General features: G+C 71.6%; 21 protein-coding genes. 10 read left to right on the top strand and 11 right to left on the bottom strand.

The window, feature by feature from the left end; translation table 11 throughout:
* Window positions 1-423 carry a hypothetical protein gene (locus ABT186_RS22010; RefSeq protein ID WP_351231750.1) on the bottom strand — a complete coding sequence of 141 codons (423 nt, stop codon included), beginning with the start codon at window positions 421-423 and terminating at the stop codon, window positions 1-3.
* Window positions 424-707: 284 nt separating this feature from the next.
* Between ABT186_RS22010 and ABT186_RS22005 the strand changes: the two genes are divergently transcribed.
* The gene (locus tag ABT186_RS22005) at window positions 708-1,514 is read left to right on the top strand and encodes an SGNH/GDSL hydrolase family protein (protein ID WP_351231752.1); all 807 of its coding nucleotides are present in this window, start codon (window positions 708-710) and stop codon (window positions 1,512-1,514) included.
* 3 nt (window positions 1,515-1,517) lie between these two features.
* On the opposite strand, the gene ABT186_RS22000 is transcribed toward ABT186_RS22005, so the two are convergent.
* From ABT186_RS22000 to ABT186_RS21985, 4 genes are all read right to left on the bottom strand, one after another.
* A complete protein-coding gene (locus tag ABT186_RS22000) occupies window positions 1,518-3,143 on the bottom strand; it encodes a serine/threonine-protein kinase (protein WP_351926362.1) in 1,626 nt (541 codons plus the stop codon).
* Window positions 3,144-3,313: 170 nt separating this feature from the next.
* Window positions 3,314-4,954, bottom strand: coding sequence for a HoxN/HupN/NixA family nickel/cobalt transporter (locus ABT186_RS21995; protein ID WP_351231756.1), 1,641 nt, complete (start codon window positions 4,952-4,954; stop codon window positions 3,314-3,316).
* Window positions 4,951-6,912, bottom strand: a complete 1,962-nt coding sequence (locus tag ABT186_RS21990; protein ID WP_351926360.1) for a tetratricopeptide repeat protein — start codon at window positions 6,910-6,912, stop codon at window positions 4,951-4,953. The genes ABT186_RS21995 and ABT186_RS21990 overlap by 4 nt, the downstream gene beginning before the upstream one ends.
* A 132-nt stretch (window positions 6,913-7,044) precedes the next feature.
* Window positions 7,045-8,574 (bottom strand): DUF4331 domain-containing protein, encoded by a 1,530-nt coding sequence (locus ABT186_RS21985; protein ID WP_351926358.1) that lies wholly within the window; start codon window positions 8,572-8,574, stop codon window positions 7,045-7,047.
* Window positions 8,575-8,755: 181 nt separating this feature from the next.
* Between ABT186_RS21985 and ABT186_RS21980 the strand changes: the two genes are divergently transcribed.
* The 3 genes from ABT186_RS21980 to ABT186_RS21970 all read left to right on the top strand — a co-directional run bounded on the left by ABT186_RS21980 (window position 8,756) and on the right by ABT186_RS21970 (window position 10,525).
* A complete protein-coding gene (locus ABT186_RS21980; protein WP_351231762.1) occupies window positions 8,756-9,319 on the top strand; it encodes a sigma-70 family RNA polymerase sigma factor in 564 nt (187 codons plus the stop codon).
* The gene (locus ABT186_RS21975) at window positions 9,316-10,140 is read left to right on the top strand and encodes an anti-sigma factor (RefSeq protein WP_351926356.1); all 825 of its coding nucleotides are present in this window, start codon (window positions 9,316-9,318) and stop codon (window positions 10,138-10,140) included. Before ABT186_RS21980 ends, ABT186_RS21975 begins: the two co-directional genes overlap by 4 nt.
* Before the next feature lie 115 nt (window positions 10,141-10,255).
* Window positions 10,256-10,525 (top strand): hypothetical protein, encoded by a 270-nt coding sequence (locus ABT186_RS21970; RefSeq protein ID WP_351231766.1) that lies wholly within the window; start codon window positions 10,256-10,258, stop codon window positions 10,523-10,525.
* 57 nt (window positions 10,526-10,582) lie between these two features.
* On the opposite strand, the gene ABT186_RS21965 is transcribed toward ABT186_RS21970, so the two are convergent.
* From ABT186_RS21965 to ABT186_RS21955, 3 genes are read right to left on the bottom strand one after another with little or no spacing between them, the layout of a single operon-like run.
* Window positions 10,583-11,800, bottom strand: a complete 1,218-nt coding sequence (locus ABT186_RS21965) for a CaiB/BaiF CoA transferase family protein (protein WP_351926354.1) — start codon at window positions 11,798-11,800, stop codon at window positions 10,583-10,585.
* Between the two features lie 43 nt (window positions 11,801-11,843).
* On the bottom strand, window positions 11,844-12,623 hold the full coding sequence (locus ABT186_RS21960) for an ABC transporter permease (RefSeq protein WP_351926352.1): 780 nt from the start codon (window positions 12,621-12,623) through the stop codon (window positions 11,844-11,846).
* Window positions 12,620-13,564: an ATP-binding cassette domain-containing protein gene (locus ABT186_RS21955; protein WP_351231772.1), complete on the bottom strand. Its 945-nt coding sequence runs from the start codon at window positions 13,562-13,564 to the stop codon at window positions 12,620-12,622. Before ABT186_RS21955 ends, ABT186_RS21960 begins: the two co-directional genes overlap by 4 nt.
* Before the next feature lie 63 nt (window positions 13,565-13,627).
* Here ABT186_RS21955 and ABT186_RS21950 point away from each other — a divergent pair, with 63 nt between their 5' ends.
* Entirely contained in the window at window positions 13,628-14,341 is a 714-nt protein-coding gene (locus ABT186_RS21950; protein ID WP_351926350.1) for a TetR/AcrR family transcriptional regulator C-terminal domain-containing protein, read from the top strand.
* On the opposite strand, the gene ABT186_RS21945 is transcribed toward ABT186_RS21950, so the two are convergent.
* The 3 genes from ABT186_RS21945 to hmgA all read right to left on the bottom strand — a co-directional run bounded on the left by ABT186_RS21945 (window position 14,338) and on the right by hmgA (window position 17,680).
* Window positions 14,338-15,513, bottom strand: coding sequence for a type ISP restriction/modification enzyme (locus ABT186_RS21945; protein WP_351231776.1), 1,176 nt, complete (start codon window positions 15,511-15,513; stop codon window positions 14,338-14,340). The genes ABT186_RS21950 and ABT186_RS21945 overlap by 4 nt on opposite strands.
* Window positions 15,514-15,525: 12 nt before the next feature.
* Window positions 15,526-16,275 carry a GntR family transcriptional regulator gene (locus ABT186_RS21940; RefSeq protein ID WP_351231778.1) on the bottom strand — a complete coding sequence of 250 codons (750 nt, stop codon included), beginning with the start codon at window positions 16,273-16,275 and terminating at the stop codon, window positions 15,526-15,528.
* A gap of 82 nt (window positions 16,276-16,357) precedes the next feature.
* A complete protein-coding gene (gene hmgA / locus ABT186_RS21935; RefSeq protein WP_351926348.1) occupies window positions 16,358-17,680 on the bottom strand; it encodes a homogentisate 1,2-dioxygenase in 1,323 nt (440 codons plus the stop codon).
* A 189-nt stretch (window positions 17,681-17,869) separates the two neighbouring features.
* Between hmgA and ABT186_RS21930 the strand changes: the two genes are divergently transcribed.
* The 5 genes from ABT186_RS21930 to ABT186_RS21910 all read left to right on the top strand — a co-directional run bounded on the left by ABT186_RS21930 (window position 17,870) and on the right by ABT186_RS21910 (window position 22,935).
* The gene (locus ABT186_RS21930; RefSeq protein WP_351231782.1) at window positions 17,870-18,397 is read left to right on the top strand and encodes a hypothetical protein; all 528 of its coding nucleotides are present in this window, start codon (window positions 17,870-17,872) and stop codon (window positions 18,395-18,397) included.
* A gap of 83 nt (window positions 18,398-18,480) precedes the next feature.
* Entirely contained in the window at window positions 18,481-19,101 is a 621-nt protein-coding gene (locus tag ABT186_RS21925) for a TetR/AcrR family transcriptional regulator (RefSeq protein ID WP_351231784.1), read from the top strand.
* 185 nt (window positions 19,102-19,286) lie between these two features.
* On the top strand, window positions 19,287-21,530 hold the full coding sequence (locus tag ABT186_RS21920; protein ID WP_351231786.1) for a molybdopterin oxidoreductase family protein: 2,244 nt from the start codon (window positions 19,287-19,289) through the stop codon (window positions 21,528-21,530).
* A gap of 9 nt (window positions 21,531-21,539) precedes the next feature.
* Window positions 21,540-21,668 carry a hypothetical protein gene (locus ABT186_RS21915; protein WP_351231792.1) on the top strand — a complete coding sequence of 43 codons (129 nt, stop codon included), beginning with the start codon at window positions 21,540-21,542 and terminating at the stop codon, window positions 21,666-21,668.
* Window positions 21,669-21,690: 22 nt separating this feature from the next.
* Window positions 21,691-22,935, top strand: a complete 1,245-nt coding sequence (locus tag ABT186_RS21910; RefSeq protein ID WP_351926384.1) for an MFS transporter — start codon at window positions 21,691-21,693, stop codon at window positions 22,933-22,935.
* The last annotated feature ends 32 nt before the right edge of the window (window positions 22,936-22,967 follow it).

Raw genomic sequence — 22,967 nt, 5'->3', positions numbered from 1 at the left:
TCAGGCCCGTCTTCTCGCCGTACGGCGGCGCTGCCGTCGTACCAGTACCAGCAGGAGAACGAGGAAGCTGATCACGGTCACCGCGACGATCCCGCCGCGGACCGACCACCGGTGCACCGCCAGCATGCCTTGGGCAACCAGCAGATCGATCGCGATCGCTCCCGCGACGGACACCACCGTGCGGGCGAACGGTTCCAGCCCCCGCAAGGTGGCGCCGACGGCCGTTGCCGGCGCGGCGAGCAGGAAGAACAGCGTGAACGGGCCGCGCAGCGGCGAGTCGGCGTCGCTGAGCGCGAGGATCGCACCGACCCCCGCGACGGCGACCGCCGCGCCTGCGAGCAGGGGAAACAGGTCCCTCCCCGGATCCTGCCCCGACCACCCGTCCCTACCTGATGAAGGTGGCTTGATGCGTAAGGTCTGCATTGGCGACTTTGCCCCCCGAAGCGCCGGATGCCGGGCTTCAATGTCGCGCAGCGGGTGGGGGGCCGTCAAGATGCGGAAGCGGCGCGCACAGGTTCTTGGCCTGCTTTAAACACGTGTTCCCCAGCGGAGGTACGGCCTCCGGGGAACCGGTGTTCGGTGCGGATGTGTGCTCTTGCTGGATTGATCCCGATGAATGCCGAAAACGGTCTTGGCATGGACACTTCCTGTCAACACGCGTAGCTGCTACGACGGTTGTGGCAGAGATCCTGCTAAAGGGAGGTTCCGTGAGACGTTCCCGATTTGCGGCATCCGTTACTTCACTCCTCCTCGCCGTCGGCTTCGCCCTCACCGGGGCCACCGCGGCGCAGGCGTCCCCTCTCGCGGCGGCCACCGGCTATGTGGCCCTCGGTGACTCCTACTCCGCCGGAGTCGGCTCCGGCAGCTACATCAGCTCCAGCGGCAACTGCAGCCGCAGCACGAAGGCCTACCCGTACCTGTGGCAGGCCGCCCATGCCCCTGCCTCGTTCAGCTTCCTGGCCTGTTCGGGCGCCCGTACGACCGATGTGCTCAACAACCAGCTCGGCAGCCTCAGCACGTCCACCGGCCTCGTATCCATCACCATCGGCGGCAATGACGCGGGCTTCTCCGACGTCATGACGACATGCGTGATCCAGTCCGACAGCGCCTGTCTGTCACGGATCGCGACGGCCAAGGCGTACGTCGACACGACGCTGCCCGGCCAACTGGACAACGTCTACTCGGCGATCAGTGCCAAGGCGCCGTCGGCCCAGGTGGTCGTGCTGGGCTACCCGCGCTTCTACAAGCTCGGCACCACCTGTCTCGGCCTGTCCGAGACCAAACGGTCCGCGATCAACGGCGCCGCCGACTACATCGACGCCGCGATCGCCAAGCGCGCCGCCGACCACGGCTTCACCTTCGGCGACGTCCGCACCACCTTCAGCGGCCACGAGATCTGCTCCGGCGACTCCTGGCTGCACAGCGTCAACTGGCTGAACCTCAGCGAGTCGTACCACCCGACCGCGGCCGGCCAGTCCGGCGGCTATCTGCCGGTGCTCACCAGCGCGGCCTGACGGTCAGGAACCCGAGGGGGAGGCCCCGCCCGTCGGGGTCTCCGTCTCACAGGTCACGGAGAACGGCACGGAGTTGGACGTGGCCTGCACCGGGCCGCGCACCTCCACACCGATCTCGTTCTGCACCGAACCGCCCGCGTTGTAGGTGGTGACGACGACCTGCCGCTGCTTGGTCCTCCCGTCCCCCGCGGAGAACGACAGCGTCTTCCAGCCCGGGTCCGACACCTGCCCCGTTCTGGTGACCCAGCGATAGGACACGTCGACCGGGACACGGCCCACGGTGAACGTCGCCGTGAACGTGGGCGCCTGTGCGTCCGGCGGTGGGCACGTGCCCGTGTAATCGGTGTGTGCGCCCGTGACCGTCACAGCCACGGACTGGGCGGGCGGGCTCGTCGTGCGGCCTCCTCCGCTTCCGCTGCTCGACGTGGACCCACCCGTCGGGGAGGCGCCCGCTCCGGTGCTCTTCTCGGCTCGGGTCGGACCTCCGCCGGCGGCGCTGCTGCCGTGCGTGGACCCGCTGCTCGTACTGCTGCTGCCGCGGCTTCCGTTGTCACCCTTCATCAGCGCGTACGTCATCCCCGCCACCGCCAGCGCGAGAGCGGCCAGCCCCGCGACCAGGACGACCGCGGCACGGCGGTTGCGCGGCGCGGACTCGGGCTCGGGCACGTACGCGGGCGGCCGGGTGGCGTAGGCCGGAGCAGGCGTGGGCGTGGGCAGCGGGGGAGTCGGCGGACCACTGGGGAACGCCGCGACCGTCGGGGCGTACGCGGACGATCCCGTGCGCGGGGTGCCGCCCGCGCCGACGATCCGCAGCTCCTGCTCGGCCTGTCCGGCCGGGATGCGCTCCGCCGGATCCTTGCGCAGCAGCCCCTCGATCACCGGGGCCAGCGGCCCGGCCCGGCGCGGCGCCGGCAGCTCCTCGTCGACGACCGCGCGCAGGGTGTTCAACGGTGTGTTCTGCCGGAACGGCGAGTTGCCCTCGACCGCCGCGTACAGCAGCACGCCCAACGACCACAGGTCGGACTCCGGGCCCGGGGTGCGCCCGAGCGCCCGCTCGGGAGCCAGGAATTCGGGCGAGCCGATGACCTCGCCCGTCATGGTCAGCGCGGAGCTGCCCTCGACCGTGGCGATGCCGAAGTCGGTGAGGACCACCCGGCCGTCGTTCGCCAGCAGGACGTTGCCCGGCTTGACGTCACGGTGCAGGACACCGGCCGAATGCGCGGCGCGCAGGGCCGTGAGCACCTCGGCACCGATGTGCGCGGCGCGCTGCGGGGAGATCGGTCCCTCCGCGTCCAGCAGGTCCGACAGGGCGATCCCACGGATCAGTTCCATCACGATCCAGGGGCGACCGTCCTCGTGCGCCACGTCGTAGACCGTGACGACGTTCCGGTTCGCCACCCGGGCCGCCGCCCAGGCCTCGCGCTCCAGCCGCGTGTACATGCGCTCGACCTCGTTCGAAGGGAGCCCGGCCGGGGCGCGCACCTCCTTGACGGCCACCTCGCGGTGCAGGACCTCGTCGCGGGCCCGCCACACCGTTCCCATCCCGCCCTCGCCGAGGGGGGACAGAAGACGGTAGCGACCCGCGATCACACGTTCATGGCCCGGTTCTTCGGACACGGGCGCCCCCATTCGCTTCTGTGGCGATTCTTCCGCTTTCCCGCGTTGCTGCTATGTTCAGCCCGTCGCGGCAGGACATGCCGGAGGGACAACACCGCACCAGCGGTCGAGTGTCCGTGAACCTCAACCCACCAGGTTGGAATCCTCCTCTTTCGAGAGGGGGAGGATGTCAAAAAAGTAGCTCAGCCGAGCGCGGATGCCGCCCCCCTGAGTACCAATCCGGCCCCAAGGGCCATGACGACGAACGCGGATCCCAGGGGGGCGGTCCTGCGCACCAGCGCCGCCATCGGGCCGGCCGTCCAGCGCGGGCGCCGGTCCAGTACGCGGTTCATCCCGCTGCCCAGCTTCACCACGGCGAACCCGGCCGCGGTCAGGGTAATGGCGAGCCCGATGCCGTAGGCGACGACGAGCAGGAGACCGAACCAGGCCTGGCCGAGCGCGGCGGCCCCGACGAGGACCACCACGGCGGAGGGACTGGGCACGAGCCCGCCGGCGAAGCCGAGGAGGATCGTGCCGCGGATGGTGGGGGCGGTGGGGTGGGTGTGGGTGACGCCGCCGTGGGTGTGGGGGATGCCGTGTTCGTGGTCGTGCGAGTGGTCGTGCGAGTGGTCGTGGTCGTGTTCGTGGTCGTTCGTGTAGTGCGAGTGGCCGTGATCGGGCGCGTGGTCGTGGTTGTGGCCGTGCTCGTGGTTGTGGCCGTGCTCGTGCGTGTGGTCCGAATGGCTGTGCGTGTGTCCGGGGCCGTGGTCGTGACCGTGCGCATGGGTGTGCCCGTGTCCGTGCGTATGACTCCGGTTGCGCCACGCCCGTCGTACGAGCGAGGCGCCCGCCAGGGTGACCAGGACCCCGCTCGCCAGGCCCAGCCATGCGATCACCGAAGGCGCCGCCGCCGAACCGGCCGTGACCAGGAGGCCCAGGGCGACCACGCCCAGGGTGTGGGTGACCGTCACCGACGCTGCCAGGGGCAGGACGTCCCGCATGCGCGCCCGGCCGCCGCGGGCCGCCGCCGTCGCGGCCATGATGGTCTTGCCGTGGCCGGGCGCGAGGGCGTGCATCGCGCCGAGGACGATCGCGATGAGCAGGGCGAGCGTGGCGAAGCCGAACGTGAGGTGGTGCCGGGCGACCAGATTGTCCAGCGCCCGGGTCCAGCGGTCGGCGCCGCGCGGAAGGATGGAGGCGGCCGGTGCGTCCTTCTGCTCGTCGGCGAGGGCGGGGCCGCCGGGGCGCACCCGCAGGGAGGCCTTGACGGTGTCCGCGGGCGAGGAGAGCAAATCCTTCGGATAGCTGGTCAGTTCGTGGGAGACGGACGTCTTCGGAACGTCCGACGCGGTGAGCGTCATGCGGTCGCCGCGCGCGGTGATCTCGCGCCAGCCGGGTCCGGTGGTCGCGCCCGCGCTGTGGAAGCCGAGAGTGACGTTGTCGCCCTTGGGCAGCGGTGCCGTCAGCCTGCACTCCACGCGCAGGGTGTTCAGCCCCGCCTGACCGGGCCGCAGCTGCGCGCGGCTCGTGCCCACGGTCAGCGTGGCGGTCCGTCCGGCGACGGTGAGGCTGCTGCCCTCAGCGGCCTTCGAGCACCGCTGCCGGGCCCATGCGGTCAGGCCGAGCCTCTCGATGTCGGGCTTGGCCTGGGTGGCCGGGATCTCCGCGAGATCCTCGTCATGGTCGATCCGCAGCTGTCCCGGGGCGGCGACGAGGCCGTCGTACCGGTTGACCGTGAAGTTGCCCAGCGGGTGGGCGCTCGCAAGGCCGGAGGGGACCAGCACCAACGCGCAGGCGGCCGTGAGGACGGCCGCGCCGGTGGCGACGACGCGACGGAGGTTCACTGCATCGCCTCCAGTGCCTTACGGGCCGCACGCGCGCCCAGGGGTGAGAAGCCGGCGTTGAGCTTCAGCGCGGAGGTGAGCGAGGCGCGGGCCTCCTCGGTGTGTCCGGTGGCGCGCTCGATCATGCCGCGGTGGTACAGGAAGCTCGCGTTGCGGTAGCCGGTGGCCGTGGCCTGCCGGGCATACGGGAGGGCTTCCTGGTCGCGACCGTTGACGTGCAGCGCCCAGGCGAGGGCGTCCGCGGTGTGCACGGTGTGGCGGCGCGCCCACTCGGCGCGTGCGGCCTTCAGCGCGGCCGTGCGGTCGCCGTGGTCGGCGGCTGCCAGGGCGGTGTCGAGGTCGGCGTTGACGCCGTTGGCGCGGGCCACCGAGACCCAGGCGTCGACCAGGGCGTACTGGTCGCGGGCCTTGTCCAGGTCGCCCGCCTTGCCGCGGACCTCGTACAGTTCGCCGAGCTCCACGAGTGGTTGGGGCAGCGGATAGCGCTCGACGACCTGCTCCATGCCGCGGATCGCGTCCGCGGTGTCGCCCTGGGCCGCCTGGGCGCGGGCTCGGCCCTCCAGCGCGGGGAGGTAGTTCTCGTCGGCGGCGAGGGCGCGCGCGTAGTGGTCAAGGGCCGTCTTGTAGTCGCCCTGGTTCCAGGCGAGTTGGCCGAGGGCCGCCGCCACGTACGCGATGTCGCCGCGGGAGGTGGCCGTGGAGAGGGCCTGCTCCAGGACTCGGCGGGCGGTCTGCACGTCGCCGCGCAGTTCGTGGACGTAGGCGTAGCGCGTGAAGACGGGGACGCCGGGGTGGCGCGAGTCGGCCAGGTCGGCGGCCTTCGACGCGTCCTCGTAGCGGCCGAGTTCGACGAGCGCGTCGATACGGGAGGACAGGGCGCGCTCGCTGTACGGGTTCTGCTTCAGGGTCAGGTCCGCGTACTTCAGGGCACCGGAGAAGTCGTGGCGGGCCGCGGCGAGGGCGGCGCGTCCGGCGAGTGCGGCGTCGTTGTCGGGGCGGAGCTTCAGCGACTGATCGAGCGCGCGCTGCGCCTGCGGGTAGCGGGAGGGGTCGCCCTTGGTGCGGGCCTGCTCGACGTAGGCGAGGCCGAGGGTCGCCCAGCTGCCGTAGTCCCGTGGCTGGGCGCGGAGATGGGCCTGCAGGGCCCGGATGCTCGAGTCGAGGTCACCACTCGCGAGCAGTTCGGGCGAGACACCGCTGGGCGCGGACGCGACGGGCGCCGTCCCGCCACTGTCCCGCAGGGCACCGATGACCGCGGCCCCCGCGGTGAGCGCGACGGCCAGCGAGGCGGCACAGAGCCCGAGTTGCACGGCGCGCCAGCGCCGCCCGGAAGCGGAGAACCGCCGCAGCGCGACGACTCGCTCGTCGGAGTCGGTCCCTTCGCGGGATGTCGCCTCAGTGGCGGCCGATGCGTCGACCGCCGCGGGGCTGCCTGTCGGTTCGGGGGACGGTGTCGTGACGGCGACGCGTGCGGCGGCCGCGTCGGCGTCGGAGGCCGCGTCGGCGTCGGCGTCGCCGGCCGCCCCGCGGGACGTTGCGCACGAGGCCGGCGTGTCGGCCCCCTTCGGGGCGCCGCCCGGTTCACGTGGTGATTCCTCGCCGGACACCGGCCCGCGTACCGCGTCGGCGTCGCCCGCCGGTCGGGGAGACGGATCGGTGCCGGCGTCCCGTTCATCGACCGTCTGCGCGCGGTCCGCCCGTTCTTGGGCCTGTCGGCCATCCGCCTCGGTGCCTGCCGTGGGGCCAGTGGCCGACGGCCCGTCGCCGTGCGGCGCGTCCGGAGTTTCGCTCACGGTGTTCTCGCCGGACTCGGCGACGCTCGTGCCCCCCTCCACGGCACTCGCGGCACCCTCCTCGGGCGTGGTCTCCGCCGCGCGGAGCGTCGGCCTCGGCGGTTCGGCCTCCGGCCGGTCGCCGCGCCCGCTCTCCGGCGCGCTGTCGTTCGTACGCGGGGACATGCCCTCTCCTCAATCTCCTGGGCGGAAACGGTCGTTGTCAGGGGTGGAGCGGCGCGGCCCGCGCCGTGGGGGATGGGAGGTACGGACCGCGCCGGTCGAGGGGACGGGGCCGGTTTCGGCCCCGTCGGGGGGTCAGTACCCCCGGTAGCCGGTGTTGCGGCGGCGCCACCACATCACCGCGGTGCCGATCAGCAGGACCCCGGCGACGCCCGCCGCCGCGGAGGACGCGATCAGCGTGGTGTCGGAGCCGCTCGAACCGGTGGGCATCAGGCCGTCGGCCAGCTGGCTGCGCACGTCGTTCCCGGTGCCCTTCGCCAGCGCACCGTGCGATCCCGAGTTCGGCTCGGCCAGGTACGGGAACGAGTTCCCGAACTTTCCGTCGGCCGCGTCGACCTTGTCGCTCAGACCCGTCTTCTGACCGACCAGGAAGCCCTCCATCACCTGGAGCGCCTCGTCGATCACGTCGTCGGTGAGCCGGCGCCCGTTCGGGAAGCCCGCGTTGTCACCGTCCAGCACGCCCAGCCGCTTCGGGTGCATGCTGGGCTTGATCGAGGTGTTGAGGCGCAGCTCCTCCGCCGGCTTCACGTACGGCGGCTGGTTGAGGCCCTTCACACCCTTCAGGAACACGTCCACCAGGTCGTTGCGCGGCTCGGACGGCGCCTTGATCTTGTAGATCTGCTCGATGAGCTTCGGCAGCTCCGGGTTGGTCACGTTCTTCAGGAACTGCGCGTCGTACCAGGGCTGGGACGCGTTGAACTTGTCCTTGTCCTTCTGCGGGTTGACGACCTCGTTGACCAGCGGGTTGCCGAGGCGCGAGATCTGCTCGTAGTAGCCCCGCGCGTTCTTGCGCTGGACCGTCGACCAGATGCCGACGACCGGCTGCTTGGACGACTCGCGGATGTAGCTGTTCGGCACCTGGATCGCGAGGGAGTTGACGTTGTAGCCCTTGAGCGTGTTGTTGCCGACCTCCGAGAGGTTCCCGCCGTACAGCAGGTCGAAGACGCGCAGGTCCGCGAAGAACGGGTCGGCCGCCTGCCCGGCGAACGTCGTCGCGCCGCCCGCGAGCTTGTAGACGGCCTGGTCGCGCAGCTTGCCGTAGTCCGGCATCGACGCCTTGCCGACGTTCGACGGCGCGACAGGCACGTCGTCGGCGATCTTCGTGCGCGAGACGAGCTTCTCCTTGTGCAGCTTGAGCAGCTCGATGTCGTACGTCTGAGTGACGTTCAGGTTGGGGTCGTTGAGGCTTTTGACCGCACCCGTGTTGTACAGGAAGGTGTTCTTGTTCTTGACGTGCGTCTTGAACGTGTAGCGGAATACCAGTTCGCCCTGGGCGTCACCGTTGTTGTCGATGTGGATGTCGTACTGGGCATCGTCCGCGAACGTGTAGAAGTTCGGCCCGCCCGACGGCTCCTCGAACGGGATGAAGTTCGCGATGATCGTGGTCGTGTCCGGCTTGTCGGGGCTCACGAACGCGTACAGGTCGGTGTTGTCGTACTGCGGCTGCCCCGAGATCAGCGGCGCCTCCCGGTGGGAGGAGGCGGAGGCCGCCCCCGGTTCCAGCGCGGTCACGCCGGCGGCTGCGAGCCCGCCGGCGGCCAGCGCGCCACAGATGAGGGTCGCGATGCTCCTGCGACCCGTGCCGCTCCTGGAGATAGGTGTCATGCCGTCCGTCCTCAGTGCCAACTTGTCCTTCGCACAGGGATACGGAGCAGTCGCGCAGGCGTCTTGGTCGAATCTGAAAAAAGTTTTTGTGTCTGCTCGACCCGCGTTTTCGCCTCGCTGATCCGTACTCATCCGAAGGCGTGAGCGCAGCGAATGCCACAGTGGAGCGAGCAAGCCGTACGTGGCGGAGAGGGGGGTACGAGTGGAGGCGGACGAACTTCTGGTGCTCGTGGCCGGAGGTGACCAGAAGGCCTTCGAGGATCTGTACGGACTGGTGTCGGGGCCGGTGTTCGGTCTGGTGCGCCGGGTCGTACGGGACCCGGCCCAGTCGGAGGAGGTGGCCCAGGAGGTGCTGCTCGAACTGTGGCGTTCCGCACCGCGGTTCGACCCCGGCCGCGGCAGCGCCCTGTCGTGGATCCTCACCCTCGCCCACCGCCGTGCCGTCGACCGGGTGCGCAGCGTCCGCGCGGCCGGTGAACGCGAGCAGCGCGAGGCCCGGCGCGCCCACCACCCCGCCTTCGACCAGGTCGCCGAGGAGGTCGAGGCCGGTCTGGAGCGCGAGTGGGTGCGCCGCTGCCTGGACCGGCTCACCGCCCTGCAACGCCAGTCGGTGACGCTCGCGTACTACGACGGTTACACGTACCGTGAGGTGGCCGAGCGGCTCTCGCTTCCGCTCGGCACGGTCAAGACGCGGATGCGCGACGGACTCACCCGGCTGCGCGAGTGCCTGGGAGGAGTCGCATGAGCGTCCTGGACCGGCTGCTGCGCCGTGAAGACCTGCATTCCCTGGCGGCCCCCTACGCCCTTGACGCCCTGGAACCCGCGGAGCGGTTCCGCTTCGAGAAGCATCTCAAGGGCTGCGACCGCTGCGCCGCCGAGGTGCGGGCCCTGTCCGAGGACGCCGTGCGCCTCGCCTGGTCCACGACGGCCCTGGCCCCGCCCGGTCTGCGCGACCGGGTCCTCACCGCCGTACGGAACATCCCCCAGGACCCCGCGCTCGCACAGGACACGCCCCGGGCCCATGAACCGCACCTGCCCCCGCATGTCTGGGGCACCGCACCGCCGCCCCCGCGCACCCGTGCGCCCCGGCTGCGCCCCCTCTTCGCCCCGCTCGCCACCGCCACGGCAGCGGCGGCTCTCGTCGTCGCATCGCTCTTCGCCGTCCAGGCCACGCAGACGCAGGACAAACTCGACGCGGAGCGTGCGCAGGCGCGTGAGATCGCCCACGTTCTCTCCGCTCCGGACGCCCGTGCGACAAGCGACCGGGACGCCAGGGGGCGAGGAATCGGAGTAATCGCCTCCGCCTCCGAGGGGCGCGCCGTGGTCACCCTCAGCGGACTCGGCGCACCGCCCGACGGGCGCGTGCATCAACTCTGGCTCATGCGCCCCAACGTGCAACCGCGCTCCCTCGGACTCTTCCACGGCGACACGCCCCTGGTCGCGAGCGGTCTGAGCAAGAGAGCGACGTCACTCGCCGTAACCGTCGAACCCGACGGTGGCTCAGCGCAGCCGACCAGCCAGCCAGTTGTCCAACTCGCCCTGCAGTCCGTCGGATTCGGAGAGTAGCCGTCAACCCCCTTACAGGAAAGGTGAATCCTGTGCCTGCGATACACGAGTGCCACGAGGGAGCGATAGGGTTACTCTGCCCGGGCCGGGTGGACTCGTACGGGTGGGGAGTGACATGGAACAGATAACAGTGCGCAGCAGGGCCAGGGTCCCTGCGATCACCTGCGGGAGCAGTGCGACCAGTTCGCGCCTCGACCGCCATCTCTCGGTGCTGGGCGGCCCCGCCGTCCCGCAGCGTGAGGCGGCCGAGGCGACCTCGTTGATGCGCGAGCTGACCGCACGTGACCGTGCGCACGACCGCAGCGGCAGGGGCGCGCGGGTGAGCAAGGTCTCGCTCTTCGCACCACTGCGCCGGCTGCGCCGTTCGCTGTTCGGCGGGCGCTGAGCGACACCGGCGTTCACAACAAGCCCGCGACGCGGGCGTCCCGCAAGGGGCCCGCGCTCAGGCCGCCACACCGTCCCGGCGCAGCGCTGCGATCTCGTCGTCCGTCATCCCCACGGCATGCAGCAGCGCCTCGGTGTGCTCCCCGAGCGCGGGCACATCCCCCATCCTGGCCTCGTTCCCACCCGGCAGTGTGATCGGAGGCAGGAGCGCCCTCAGCGGCCCCACCGGCGTCCCCACCTCCCGCCACCGCTCCCGGGCCGCCAGCTGCGGATGCCCGGCCACGTCCCATAGGTCCCTGAGGCGTGCGCACGCGATGCCGGCCGCCTCCAGCCGGGCCACCGCCTCGTCGGCCCCGAGGCCGGCCAGCGCCTTGCCGACCAGGGCGTCCGTACGTTCGCGGTGGGCGACCCGCGCGGCGTTCGTCGCGTACTCCGGATCGGTGCCCAGCTCCGGCTGCCCGAGCACCTGTTCGGCAAGTCGCCGCCACTCCCGGTCGTTCTGCACGGACAGCAGCACCCGCCCGCCGTCAGCCGTCGGATAGGCGTCGTACGGGGCGATGACGGCGTGCGCCAGACCGGTGCGCGCCGGGGGAGTGCCGTCGTGCATCGTGTGGTGCAGCGGATGTCCCATCCACTCGGCGAGCGCCTCCAGCATGGAGACCTCGACGGGCCCGCCACGCCCGTTGGTGCCCCGCCGGACGAGCGCTGCGAGAACCCCCGAGAACGCGTACATGGCCGCCGCGATGTCGGCCGCCGGGATGCCCGCCTTGACCGGCTGCTCCGGCGTCCCGGTCACCGACACCAGCCCCGCCTCGCACTGCACGAGCATGTCGTACGCCCGCTTGTCCGCGTACGGGCCCGACGCGCCGTAGCCCGAGATGTCCACGGCGACCAGCCGGGGGTGCGCCGCGCACAGGGTGGCGGCGTCCAGGCCGAGCCGGGCCGCGGCCCCCTGGGCCAGGTTTTGCACGAACACGTCCGCGTCCGCGATCAGCCGCCGTACGACGTCCAGGCCCCGCGGATCCTTCAGATCCAGGGCGATCGACTCCTTGCCGCGGTTGCACCACACGAAGTGCGAGGCCAGACCGCGGGCGGCGGTGTCATAGCCACGGGCGAAATCGCCGCCGTCGACCCGCTCGACCTTGATCACGCGGGCGCCCAGATCGGCGAGCTGCCGGGTCGCGAAGGGCGCGGCGACGGCCTGTTCGACGGCGACGACGGTGATGCCCTCCAGGGGCAGGGGCAGGCCCTCCGGGGGCGGGGACAGACGATCCATGGCTGGATCATGACCTGCGGCAGAGGGCCTTGTCAGCAGGTCGTCACCGGGGACGCGCGTACCGGCGGACGGCCGACGGTGCGAACACCACGATCAGCACCAGGCACCAGGCCAGCGACCCGGCGACCGGGTGGGCCACCGGCCAGGCGGCATCCCGCGGGACGGGGGCGTTGCCGAAGAGGTCCCGCAGGGCCGTGGTCACCGCGCTGATCGGGTTCCACTCGACGAGGGTGCGCAGCCAGCCGGGCATGCCGTCGGCGGGGATGTACGCGCTGGACAGCAGCGGCAGCACGAAGGTCGTGCCGGCCAGCTGTCCGGCCGCCTCCTCATTGCGGGGCAGCATCCCGAGGAGGATCCCGGCCCAGGTACAGGCGAACCGGAACAGCAGCAACAGGGCGAGCGCGCCCGCCGCCTGTGCCGCGGACCCCTCGATGCGCCAGCCCACCGCCAGTCCGACCAGCAGCAGCGGCACCGTCCCGGCGGCCGAGACGACGAGGTCGGCCATCGCCTGCCCGAGCGGTACGGCCGCCCGGCTCACCGGCAGCGTCCGCAGGCGGTCCATCACGCCCCGGTGCGCGTCCTGGGAGGCCTGGAGCATCCCGGTGGTCAGCCCGCCCGCGGCCGTGGCCGCCAGCAGCCCGGGGACGAGGAAGGAGCGGTACTGCTCGCCGGGCATCGCGACCGCGCTGCCGAAGACGTACCCGAAGAACAGCAGCATGGTGATCGGCATGGTCTGGGTCAGGACCACCAGACCGGGGTTGTTGCGGATCCGTTTGAGCTGCCGCCCCAGCATCGCCGTGCCGTCGTACGCCAACGTGCTCATGCCACCAGCTCCTTGCTGCCCGTGAGGCGGAGGAAGACGTCGTCCAGGGTCGGCGGGCTGATGCTCGCGTCGAGCAACGGCACGCCCGCCGCGTCGAGTTCGCGCACCAGGCGCGGCAGGGTGAGGGTCGGGTCGCGGGTGACGGCGCCCACGGCGTTGCGGTCGCGGTCGAGCGACGGTTCGGCGCCGGTGAGCCGGTCGAGGACGCCCGCCGCCTTCACCATGACGTCCGCATCCGTGACGACGACCTCCGCGTACGCCCCGATGAGCGCCTTGAGCTCGGGCGGCGAGCCCGTGTGCGCCACCCGACCGCGGTCCACCAGGGCGATCGTGTCAGCGAGCTGGTCGGCCTCCTCCAGGTACTGCGTGGTGAGCACGACCGTGGTGCCCTCTTCGGTGAGGCCGCGCACCGTGTCCCAGATCCCGTTCCGGCTGGCCGGGTCGAGGCCCGTGGTGGGCTCGTCCAGGAAGAGCACGTCGGGCCGGCGCACAAGGCTCGCCGCCAGGTCCAGCCGCCGGCGCATCCCGCCCGAGTAGGCGGACGCGGGCCGGTCGGCCGCCTCCGCCAGTCCGAACCGCTCCAGCAGTTCGTCGGCGCGCGCAGCGGCATCCCGGACCCGGTGCAGCCGGGCGAACAGCCGGAGGTTCTGCCGCCCGGTGAGGTCCCCGTCGACCGATGTGTCCTGTCCGGTCACCCCGATCCTGCGGCGTACCGCAGCGGGCTCCCGCACGAGGTCATGCCCCGCCACCCGCGCCGAACCCGCGTCCGGGCGCAGCAGCGTGGTCAGCAGGCGCACCGCCGTGGTCTTGCCCGCCCCGTTCGGACCGAGGAGCCCGCAGACCGTGCCCTGCGCGACCGCGAGGTCCAGCCCGCGCAGGGCGTGCACACCACCGAACCGCTTCTCGAGCCCCTCACTAAGTACAGCGTACGTAGTAGTCATGGATCGACCATAGCGCACTACGTACGCCGTACGTAACTACGATGGTGGGCGAGGTGATGACGGATGGCGGGCCGAGCGGCCGAACCCCATGTGATCTGGGCGCGCCCCGAGCGCACGGGCCGAGGGCCGAGGCCGGCGTACACCCGCGCCGACATCGCGGCCGCCGCGGTGCGCATCGCGGACGCCGAGGGACTGGACGCGGTGTCGATGCGGCGCGTGGCGGCCGAACTGGGCTGCGGCACGATGTCGCTGTACAACTACGTCCCCCGCAAGGAGGACCTGTACGAGCTGATGATGGACACCGTCGGCGGCGAGCACGAGCTGTGGGAGCCGTCGGGGGACTGGCGCGCGGACATGCTGCGGGTGGCTCACCAGACCCGCGACCTCATGCACCGCCACCCCTGGCTGCCGCGCATGATCTCCAGTCACTACGGCTTCAGCCCCAACGCGCTGCGCTATCTCGAGCACTGCATGGCCTGCCTGGACCCGCTGAAGGCGCCCGCCGGCACCAAGCTGGAACTCATCTCGATGGTGAACGGCGTGGTGACGACGGCCGTCTCCAATGAGCTGATCACCGCCGAGCGGGCCCGCGCCCTGCCGTGGTCGGCCGAGCAGGAGCAGGGGGTCCGCATGGCCTACCTCAGCGGACAGCTCGCGACCGGTTCCTACCCGCGCCTGGCTGCCGCCCTGACGCAGGCGTCCGGACCGATCGACCTGCTCGCGGTGTTCCAGCAGATCGTGGAACGTGTGCTGGACGCCTTCGAGCCCAAGGGCTAGATCAGCGCGAACTGGCCTTCCGGTCCCTCTTCATGATGGTCGAGGACGGATGCGGGCCTGCGGGCCGCCGCAGGCACCGGCAGGACGCCCGCCTTGCGCAGCCCGGCCGTCGTGATCCGGTCCGTCACCTCCCATTCGTCCTGCTGCGGCCGCAGTTCCGCGAGCAGCGCGAGGATCGTGATGAGTTCCAGGAGCTCGGAGGTCCAGGCCTGCGGCCAGGTGCCCGGCCGGATGGCCGCCAGGGTGCCCGGCTCCGTCCCCTCCGTTCGCACCGCGAACCACTGCTCCAGGACCCGTGCCCCGGCCACCTCGAAGTCCCAGGCCTGTGGTGGTACGGGAGAGATGCGGCCCTCGTCGAGGTGCAGGGTCTCCTCGTCGCGGTCGTAGTGCAGGGTCCCCGGCCTGGACGGCAGCGGGGCCCGGACGTAGGGGCGGCGACCGCCGGGGAGTTTGGGGCGTTCGCCGTCGCGGCGCATCAGCCAGAGCATGCGGTGGCCCAACTCGACGCCGCGCGACCAGAGTCCGGAGTCGGCGGTGAGCGGCACCAGGAGCCCGTCGGGGCCGGGGCGCGCCGTCGCCACACTCCAGGCGAGGATGTCCACGGGCGCGAGCGACAGGCCCAGACGGGAGCCGAGGTACTCCAACAGGCCGGGTGCCAGATTGGGTTCCTTGCCGCCGGGCCGGCGGTACAGCGGGCGGATGCGGCCCGGGCGCAGCATGGGCAGCAGGGACGTCGCGAGCAGGAGGGGGCCGGGGGAGTCGGGCGCGGCGGCCGACTCCACGGCGAAGATCTGGTGCTCGTCCGCGACCCGCCACAACTCCGGGCGAGCCACGTCGATCAGGCGGTGGTCGGGGATCAGCCACTGCTCGTCGAACGGCCCCTGCAGCACGCGTACGGGCTCCGGGCAGGGGCCCGCGGCGCGGATCAGCTTCTCCGTGCCGCTCGACCGGCCCGGCAGCTGCCCCACCGCGGAGTGCAGCGTGCGCGAGCGTGTCGGCTCGAACAGCGCCTCCCGGTCCGGGCCTTCGGCCTTCATGAGGGCGTCCCAGCGTGCCTTCAGCGAGGCCGCGTCGGGTGCGGACGGCCAGGTGCGGCCCGGCCGCAGGGGTGCGACGGACCACGGCATGAGGTCCGCGAGCAGCGGAGTGTCGTCGTGCGTCACGCTGGGCATGGTACGACGTGGTCAGGTGGCCTCGAGCGTGACCGTGAACGAGAAGCGGTCCCCGCGGTAGTGGATCACCGCCACGTCCAGGGGCCGTCCATGGGTGTCGTATGTGACGCCGGTGTAGTGCAGGATCGGACTGAGCAGCGGGACGTGCAGTAGCCGTGCCGTCTCCGGGTCCGCGAGCCGGGCCTCCACGGTGTCCGTGATGCGGCTGATGTCCGCGCACACGACGTCCCTCAGCACCTTGGTCATCGGCCAGCGGACCAGGTCGTCCGGGTCGATGCGCTCGGCCAGCTCGGGGCGGACGTAGTTGCGGGCGTGGTTGGTCGGCTCGCCCGTCTTCTCGTCGCTGCGCAGCCGGTGGTACGTCGCGACCTCGGCGAGATCCGGGAAGTGCTCGGCGAGTTCGGCGGGCACCGGCGCCCTGCCGTGGTCCAGCAGTTCGGTCCTCATTCCGGACTGCTGGGCCACGATCGCGTCCACCGAGCCCAGCAGCCGCACCGGGGCGCCCCTTTGCGCACTGGGCTCGATGAACGTGCCGCGCCGGCGGTGGCGTGTGATCAGCCCCTCGTCCTCCAGCTCTTTCAGCGCCTGCCGCATGGTCAGCACGCTCACCCCGTAGTGCCCCGCCAGCTGCTCCTCGGTGGGCAGGCGCAGCGGGTCCTGGGGCGAGCGGCCCAGTATCGAGGCGCGCAATGACTGTGACACCTGGTACCAGAGCGGCAGTTTGCGGTTCAGGACGATGGAGTCGGGGGCGAAGGAGTTCACCGGGCTATCCGTACCGGTCGGGGGCGCTCAGTGCAATGAGTGAGCCGTAGGGGCTGGAGCGCCCCGGAGGCGAACGGCCCCGTCAAAGCGAGCGGAAGTGGCGTTCGAGGCCCTGCCACACACCGTCGTATGCGTGTTGCAGATGGTCGGCCCGTGCCGCGTGCGGAGTGAGGGTCACCGGCCACCGGGTCTCGAACATGAACGCCAGTCCGTCGTCGATCTTCTGGGGCTTGAGCTCGGCGGCGCTGGCCCTCTCGAACGTCTCCCGGTCCGGACCGTGCGCCGACATCATGTTGTGCAGCGAGCCGCCGCCCGGCACGAAGCCCCCTGGACCGGCGGTCTTGGCGTCGTACGCGCCCTCGATGAGGCCCATGTACTCGCTCATCACATTCCGGTGGAAGTACGGCGGCCGGAACGTGTCCTCGCCCACCAGCCAGCGCGGCGCGAAGACGACGAAGTCGACGCCCGCCAGTCCGGGGGTGTCGCTCGGCGAGGTCAGCACCGTGAAGATCGACGGATCCGGGTGGTCGTAGCTGATGGTGCCGATCACATTGAACCGGCGCAGGTCATAGATGTACGGCACATGGTTGCCGTGCCAGGCGACGACGTCGAGCGGCGAGTGGTCGTACATGGCCGTCCAGAGGTTGCCACAGAACTTGTTCACCACCTCGACCGGGCCCTCGATGTCCTCGTACGCGGCGACGGGCGCCCGGAAGTCGCGGGCGTTGGCGAGCCCGTTGGCGCCGATCGGGCCGAGGTCGGGGAGGCGGAAGGGGGCACCGTAGTTCTCGCACACATAGCCGCGCGCAGAGTCATCCAGGAGGTCCACACGGAAGCGGACCCCACGAGGAATCAACGCCACAAAACCCGGCTCCAGATGCAGCAGCCCGAACTCGGTGTGCAGGAGCAGTCCGCCGCTCTCCGGGACGATCAGCAGCTCGCCGTCGGCGTCGCTGAAGACGCGGTCCATGGAGGCGTTGGCGTGGTAGAGGTGCACGGCCATGCCGGTGCGCTGGGTGGTGTCGCCGTTGCCGCCGAGGGTCCACAGGCCCGCGAGGAAGTCCGTCCCCGGTGTCGGCTCGGGCAGCGGGTTCCAGCGCAGCCGGTTGGGGTCGGGCACCGACTCCGTGAACGGCGCCGAGCGGATCGCCCCGTTGTCCGAGCGCGTGAACGCCGGGTGGGCGGCCGACGGACGGATGCGGTACAGCCACGACCTGCGGTTGTGCGCCCTCGGCTCGGTGAACGCCGCGCCGCTCAGCTGCTCCGCGTACAGCCCGAGCGGTGCTCGCTGCGGCGAGTTGCGGCCCTCGGGGAGCGCGCCCGGGACCGCCTCCGAGACGTGCTCATTGCCGAAACCGGAGAGATAGGACAGCCCCTCCGCGGTCTTCCTCGCGTCCCCGCTCATCACCGCTCCCTAGTAACTGATTCCTATGTATCACCGTAGGATTCAGGGGTCGGGTGCGCAAGGGGGAGAGGTGGCGCGCAAGGGGAGTGGGTAGCGCGCAAGGGGGAGAGCGGCCGCGACCTCGGGAGGACGCGAGAACCAGCCTTCAGGGGGATTCGGCCGCACGAAGGGTGCAATACGCTCGCCGGCATGTCGTGGAAGCGCGGACTGCTCGCCGCGCTCGCGGTGGGTGCCCTGCTCGGCGGCTCGGCGGGCTGCGGCTCAGGCGACGCGCACGAGCGGAAGGGTGAGGTGTCGGCCTCGCCGGTGGGCAAGGTGCTGGACGGCACGGACGAGGAAGGGCGGCACTACCGTGAAGTCGACAAGAAGGGCGCGCCCCAGGTGGCGGTCGAGGTCCAGCCGGACTCCGGCGACAGCTGGGACGTGCGGCTGACCGTCCGCCACTTCCGCTTCTCGCCCGCCGGTGTGCGTCCGGTCGCCGTGGCCGGCCGCGGTGTCGCCCGGCTTTTCCTGGACGGCCGCTCCCTCACCCGGCTGCGCACCACCGACTACCACCTGCCGGGCAGCCTGGTGCCCCGCGGCACGCACCATGTCACGGCCCGGCTGTACGCGGACGACCAGACCGTGTGGGCGGTGCACGGCAAGCCGGTCGAGAGCACCGCGGACATCACGGCGTCGGGGGCGGAAGCGACGGTGAGCCCCGGGGCGACAGGCTGACCTCCGTCGGGGCGATGAGTGCCCGGGCCACCGATTTTCGTACAGACGGGCGAGGTTCACCGGCCCCCCGGCGGAGAGGCATTATGAAGCCCGTGCCCCAAGCGACATCGCTGCGCCGCGCCCCCGTCCAACGCCGTAGCGCGGAACGACTGACCAGGATCCTCGACGCATGCGCCGACCTTCTCGACGAGGTCGGCTACGACGCCCTGAGCACCCGGGCCGTGGCCCTGCGCGCGGGTGTGCCCATCGGTTCCGTCTACCGTTTCTTCGGCAACAAGCGGGCGATGGCCGACGCCCTGGCCGAACGCAACCTGGAGCGCTACACCGAGCGCGTCACCCGCCGCCTCGCGGGCGCGGGCGGTGAGGGCGGCTGGCGTGCGGCCATGGACGTGGTACTCGACGAGTACCTGGACATGAAGCGCACGGCACCCGGCTTCTCCCTCGTCGACTTCGGCAACCAGATACCGGTCGGCGCCCGCTATGCCGAACCCAACCACCGGGTCGCCGACCGCCTGACGGACCTGCTGTCGGCGTACCTCGACCGCGAACCGGACGACGATCTGCGCCGTACGTTCCTGATAGCGGTGGAAACGGCGGACACCCTGGTCCATCTGGCGTTCCGGGTGGCCCCGGAGGGCGACGAGAAGATCATCGGGGAGATGCGGGAGCTTCTTCGGGCCTATCTGGGGCGGGTGTTGGACTAGGCCGGACCGGGCGGGCGGTGGCGGAGGTGCGACCGGGCGGGCGGTGGTGGAGGAGCGACCGGGCGGTCCGGGCCTTTCGCGGATTTGCGACGCATACCGGGCCACCCCTCCCCTCCGTCCATACCGGTCGGTATGCTCGGCCCCGTTCGTGCGTCACCGCTTCCGCCATCCCTCCGGGAGGACCCGTGTCCCGCACCGCCCTGCGTATCTGCCCCCTCTGTGAGGCCACCTGCGGGCTGACGCTCACCGTTGAGGGCTCTCGTGTCACCGGCGCCCGAGGGGACCGGGACGATGTGTTCAGCAAGGGGTTCATCTGCCCCAAGGGCGCCTCCTTCGGGGCCGCCGACTCCGATCCCGACCGGCTGCGCACGCCCCTCGTGCGCCGGGACGGGGAACTGCGCGAGGCCACCTGGGAGGAGGCGTTCGACGCCGTCGCCGCGGGGCTGCGGCCGGTCGTCGAGCGGCACGGGCCGCATGCCGTCGGCGTCGTCCTCGGCAACCCCAACGTGCACACCATGGCCGGCGCCCTCTACCCGCCCGTCCTGCTCGCCGGTCTGCGCACCCACAGCGTCTTCACGGCCTCCACGCTGGACCAGATGCCCAAGCACGTCTCCAGCGGGCTCCTTTTCGGGGACGCCAATGCCATCCCGGTCCCCGATCTCGACCGCACGGACCATCTGCTGCTCATCGGCGCCAACCCCCTGGAGTCCAACGGGAGTCTGTGCACCGCCCCCGACTTCCCCGGCAAGCTCAAGGCCCTCAAGGCCCGCGGCGGCACCCTCACCGTGATCGATCCGCGCCGCACCCGCACCGCCCGCCTCGCCGACCGGCACGTCGCCGTACGCCCCGGCACCGACGCGCTGCTGCTCGCGGCGATGGCGTACGTCCTCTTCCAGGAAGACCTCGTGGACCTGGGCGACCTCGCCCCGCATGTGCAAGGGGTCGAGGAAGTGGCCGCCGCCGTACGGGACTTCACGCCCGAGGCCGCTGCCGGGGCGTGCGACGTCGACGCCGGCACCATCCGGGCCCTCGCCCGCGAGCTGGCGGCCGCGCCCACCGCCGCCGTCTACGGACGCATCGGCAGCTGCACCGTGCCGCACGGCACCCTGGCCAGCTGGCTCGTGGACGTGCTCAACGTCCTCACCGGCAATCTCGACCGGCCCGGTGGCGCCCTCTTCCCGCAGTCGGCCACCGACAAGACGCCCCGGCCCGCCGGCCCCGGCCGCGGCTTCGCACTCGGGCGCTGGCAGTCGCGGGTGCGCCGGCACCCCGAGGCCAAGGGCGAGCTGCCGATCTCCGCCCTCGCGGAGGAGATCGACACCGCCACCGACGAGGGCAGCCCCATCCGCGCCGTCATCGCCGTCGCCGCCAACCCCGTGCTCTCCGCGCCCGACGGCGACCGTCTCGACAAGGCGCTCGGCTCGCTCGACTTCATGGTCAGCGTCGACCCGTACCTCAACGAGACCTCGCGCCACGCGCACGTTGTGCTGCCGCCGCCCCCGCCCTCGCAGGCGCCGCACTTCGACTTCGCCTTCAACACCCTCGCCGTACGCAACCAGGTCCGCTACACCCGCGCCGCCGTCCCCCTGGAGCCGGGCCGAATGGCGGAGACCGAGATCCTGGCGAGGCTGGTCCTTGCCGCGACCGGTATGCACGGGGCCGACCCGGCCGCCGTCGACGCCCTCGTCATCGACCAGACCCTCGGCAAGGCGGTCACCGAGGCACACTCGCCGGTCCACGGACGGGATCCGCGAGAACTGGCCGGGCAACTCACCGGCGAGAGCGGCCCCGAGCGACGGCTCGACATGATGCTGCGCCTCGGCCCGTACGGCGACGGGTTCGGCGCCCGGCCCGACGGGCTCACCCTGGAGAAGCTGCTCGCCCATCCGCACGGTATCGACCTCGGGCCGCTCGAGCCCCGCCTGCCTCGGCCGCTGAAGACCCGCAGCGGCAAGGTCGAAATGCTGCCGGGCCCGATCGCGGACGATCTGCCGCGCCTGCGGCAGGCCCTGAGCGAGCGCGCCGAGGGGCTCGTGCTCGTCGGACGGCGCCATCTGCGGTCCAACAACAGCTGGCTGCACAACGTGCCCGCCCTCACCGGCGGCTCCAACCGCTGCACTCTGCACATCCACCCGGACGACGCCGAACGGCTCGGCCTCGCCGACGGCGAGGCGGTGCGCGTCAAGGGCGCCGGGGGAGCGGTCACCGCACCCGTCGAGGTCACCGACGGCATCCGGCGCGGGGTCGTCAGCCTGCCGCACGGCTGGGGCCACGACCGGCCCGGCACCCGGATGAGCCATGCCGCGCTGGACCCCGGCGTCAACGTCAACCAGCTCCTCGACGGCAGCCTGCTCGACCCCCTGTCGGGCAACGCGGTACTCAACGGCATACCCGTCGATCTCGCGCCGTTGCCCTCCACACCGCGTTGACCTGGAATATTGCTTCTGTACGTCCTCGTCGGCATGGTCAAGGTCGAGTTCGGCGACCACACTCGGTTCGTACTGAAGTGGGCCGCGCTGACATCCTTGGTGGTACTCGGGGCAGGAATCCTGTTCGGCATCGTCTGATCACTCGATGGGGGACGTTCTCATGGGGCCCGGTGGGAACCGCGGCTGGCTGCTCCGCCTCGTCATCGCCTTCGGCTTCGCGCAGGGGGCGGTGTCGATGGCCCGGCCCGCCGTCTCGTACCGGGCCCTTGCCCTTGGCGCGGACGAACGCGCGGTCGGTGTGATCGCGGGTGTGTACGCGCTGCTTCCCCTGTTCGCCGCAGTGCCCCTGGGACGCCGCACGGACCACGGCCGGTGCATGCCCCTGCTGCTGACCGGTGTGGTCCTCATTTCCGGCGGCTGCGCGCTCAGCGGCGTCGCGGGCTCCCTTGCGGCGATGGCGGCATGGAGCGGGGTGATGGGCCTCGGTCATCTGTGCTTCGTCATCGGCGCCCAGTCGATCGTCGCCCGCCAGTCCGAGCCCCATGAGCAGGACCGCAACTTCGGGCACTTCACCATCGGCGCCTCGCTCGGCCAGCTGGTCGGCCCGATCGCCGCGGGCCTTCTGATCCACGGCCCCGACCGGGCGGGCACCAGCGCGCTCGCCCTCGGGGTGGCGGGCGCGGGCGCCGCGGTCGCGTGCACATCGCTGTGGCGCATCGAACGCGGTACGGGAGCCATGTCCCGTACGGTGCGGGGCGACCGCCTGCCCGTGCACCGCATCCTGCGCAGCCGGGGCGTACCGGCCGGCATCTTCATCAGCCTCGCCGTGCTGTCCGCGACGGACATCCTCACCGCGTATCTGCCCGTCGTCGGCGACCACCGAGGCATCGCCCCGTCGGTCGTCGGAGTGCTGCTGAGCCTGCGTGCCGCGGCCACCATCGCCTGCCGCCTCGTCCTGACCCCGCTGCTCAGGCTGCTCGGCCGGGCCACGCTGCTCACCCTGACGTGTCTGACGGCGGCGGTGCTGTGCGCCGGGATCGCGCTGCCGGTGCCGGTGTGGGCGCTCGGCGCGATGCTCACCGTGCTCGGGTTCTGCCTGGGCGTCGGGCAGCCGCTGTCCATGACGACCGTCGTACAGGCCGCGCCCGACGACGCCCGCTCGACCGCCCTCGCCCTGCGGCTGACCGGCAACCGCCTCGGGCAGGTCGCCGCGCCGGCCGCTGCGGGTATGGTGGCCGGAGTCGCGGGCGTGGCCGCGCCGTTCGTCATGCTCGGCGCGCTGCTGTTGCTCTCGTCAGGGGCGGCACTGCCCCGCCCGCGCCTCCGGCCGGGGCAGGGGTGCCCTCCGCGACGGCATCCCGTGGTCACATACGGCAGCGAAGTGCGGCACCGAAGCAATAAGTGAAAGAGCCTCTGCTTTCTCACCGGGCGAGACCG

It is taken from the genome of Streptomyces sp. NPDC001634, from assembly GCF_040298185.1.
Lineage (GTDB): Bacteria > Actinomycetota > Actinomycetes > Streptomycetales > Streptomycetaceae > Streptomyces.
This window is presented reverse-complemented; position numbering and strand designations above follow the sequence as displayed.

Excerpts from the sequence above, each read along its gene's own strand:
- ABT186_RS21950 (WP_351926350.1), top strand. The coding sequence starts at position 13,628 with ATGGCGGGCCGAGCGGCCGAACCCCATGTGATCTGGGCGCGCCCCGAG.
- hmgA (WP_351926348.1), bottom strand. The coding sequence starts at position 17,680 with ATGAGCGGGGACGCGAGGAAGACCGCGGAGGGGCTGTCCTATCTCTCC.
- ABT186_RS21930 (WP_351231782.1), top strand. The coding sequence starts at position 17,870 with ATGTCGTGGAAGCGCGGACTGCTCGCCGCGCTCGCGGTGGGTGCCCTG.
- ABT186_RS21925 (WP_351231784.1), top strand. The coding sequence starts at position 18,481 with ATGAAGCCCGTGCCCCAAGCGACATCGCTGCGCCGCGCCCCCGTCCAA.
- ABT186_RS21965 (WP_351926354.1), bottom strand. The coding sequence starts at position 11,800 with ATGGATCGTCTGTCCCCGCCCCCGGAGGGCCTGCCCCTGCCCCTGGAG.
- ABT186_RS22000 (WP_351926362.1), bottom strand. The coding sequence starts at position 3,143 with ATGGGGGCGCCCGTGTCCGAAGAACCGGGCCATGAACGTGTGATCGCG.
- ABT186_RS21955 (WP_351231772.1), bottom strand. The coding sequence starts at position 13,564 with ATGACTACTACGTACGCTGTACTTAGTGAGGGGCTCGAGAAGCGGTTC.
- ABT186_RS21910 (WP_351926384.1), top strand. The coding sequence starts at position 21,691 with ATGGGGCCCGGTGGGAACCGCGGCTGGCTGCTCCGCCTCGTCATCGCC.
- ABT186_RS21970 (WP_351231766.1), top strand. The coding sequence starts at position 10,256 with ATGGAACAGATAACAGTGCGCAGCAGGGCCAGGGTCCCTGCGATCACC.
- ABT186_RS22010 (WP_351231750.1), bottom strand. The coding sequence starts at position 423 with ATGCAGACCTTACGCATCAAGCCACCTTCATCAGGTAGGGACGGGTGG.
- ABT186_RS21945 (WP_351231776.1), bottom strand. The coding sequence starts at position 15,513 with ATGCCCAGCGTGACGCACGACGACACTCCGCTGCTCGCGGACCTCATG.
- ABT186_RS21960 (WP_351926352.1), bottom strand. The coding sequence starts at position 12,623 with ATGAGCACGTTGGCGTACGACGGCACGGCGATGCTGGGGCGGCAGCTC.
- ABT186_RS21975 (WP_351926356.1), top strand. The coding sequence starts at position 9,316 with ATGAGCGTCCTGGACCGGCTGCTGCGCCGTGAAGACCTGCATTCCCTG.
- ABT186_RS21985 (WP_351926358.1), bottom strand. The coding sequence starts at position 8,574 with ATGACACCTATCTCCAGGAGCGGCACGGGTCGCAGGAGCATCGCGACC.
- ABT186_RS21990 (WP_351926360.1), bottom strand. The coding sequence starts at position 6,912 with ATGTCCCCGCGTACGAACGACAGCGCGCCGGAGAGCGGGCGCGGCGAC.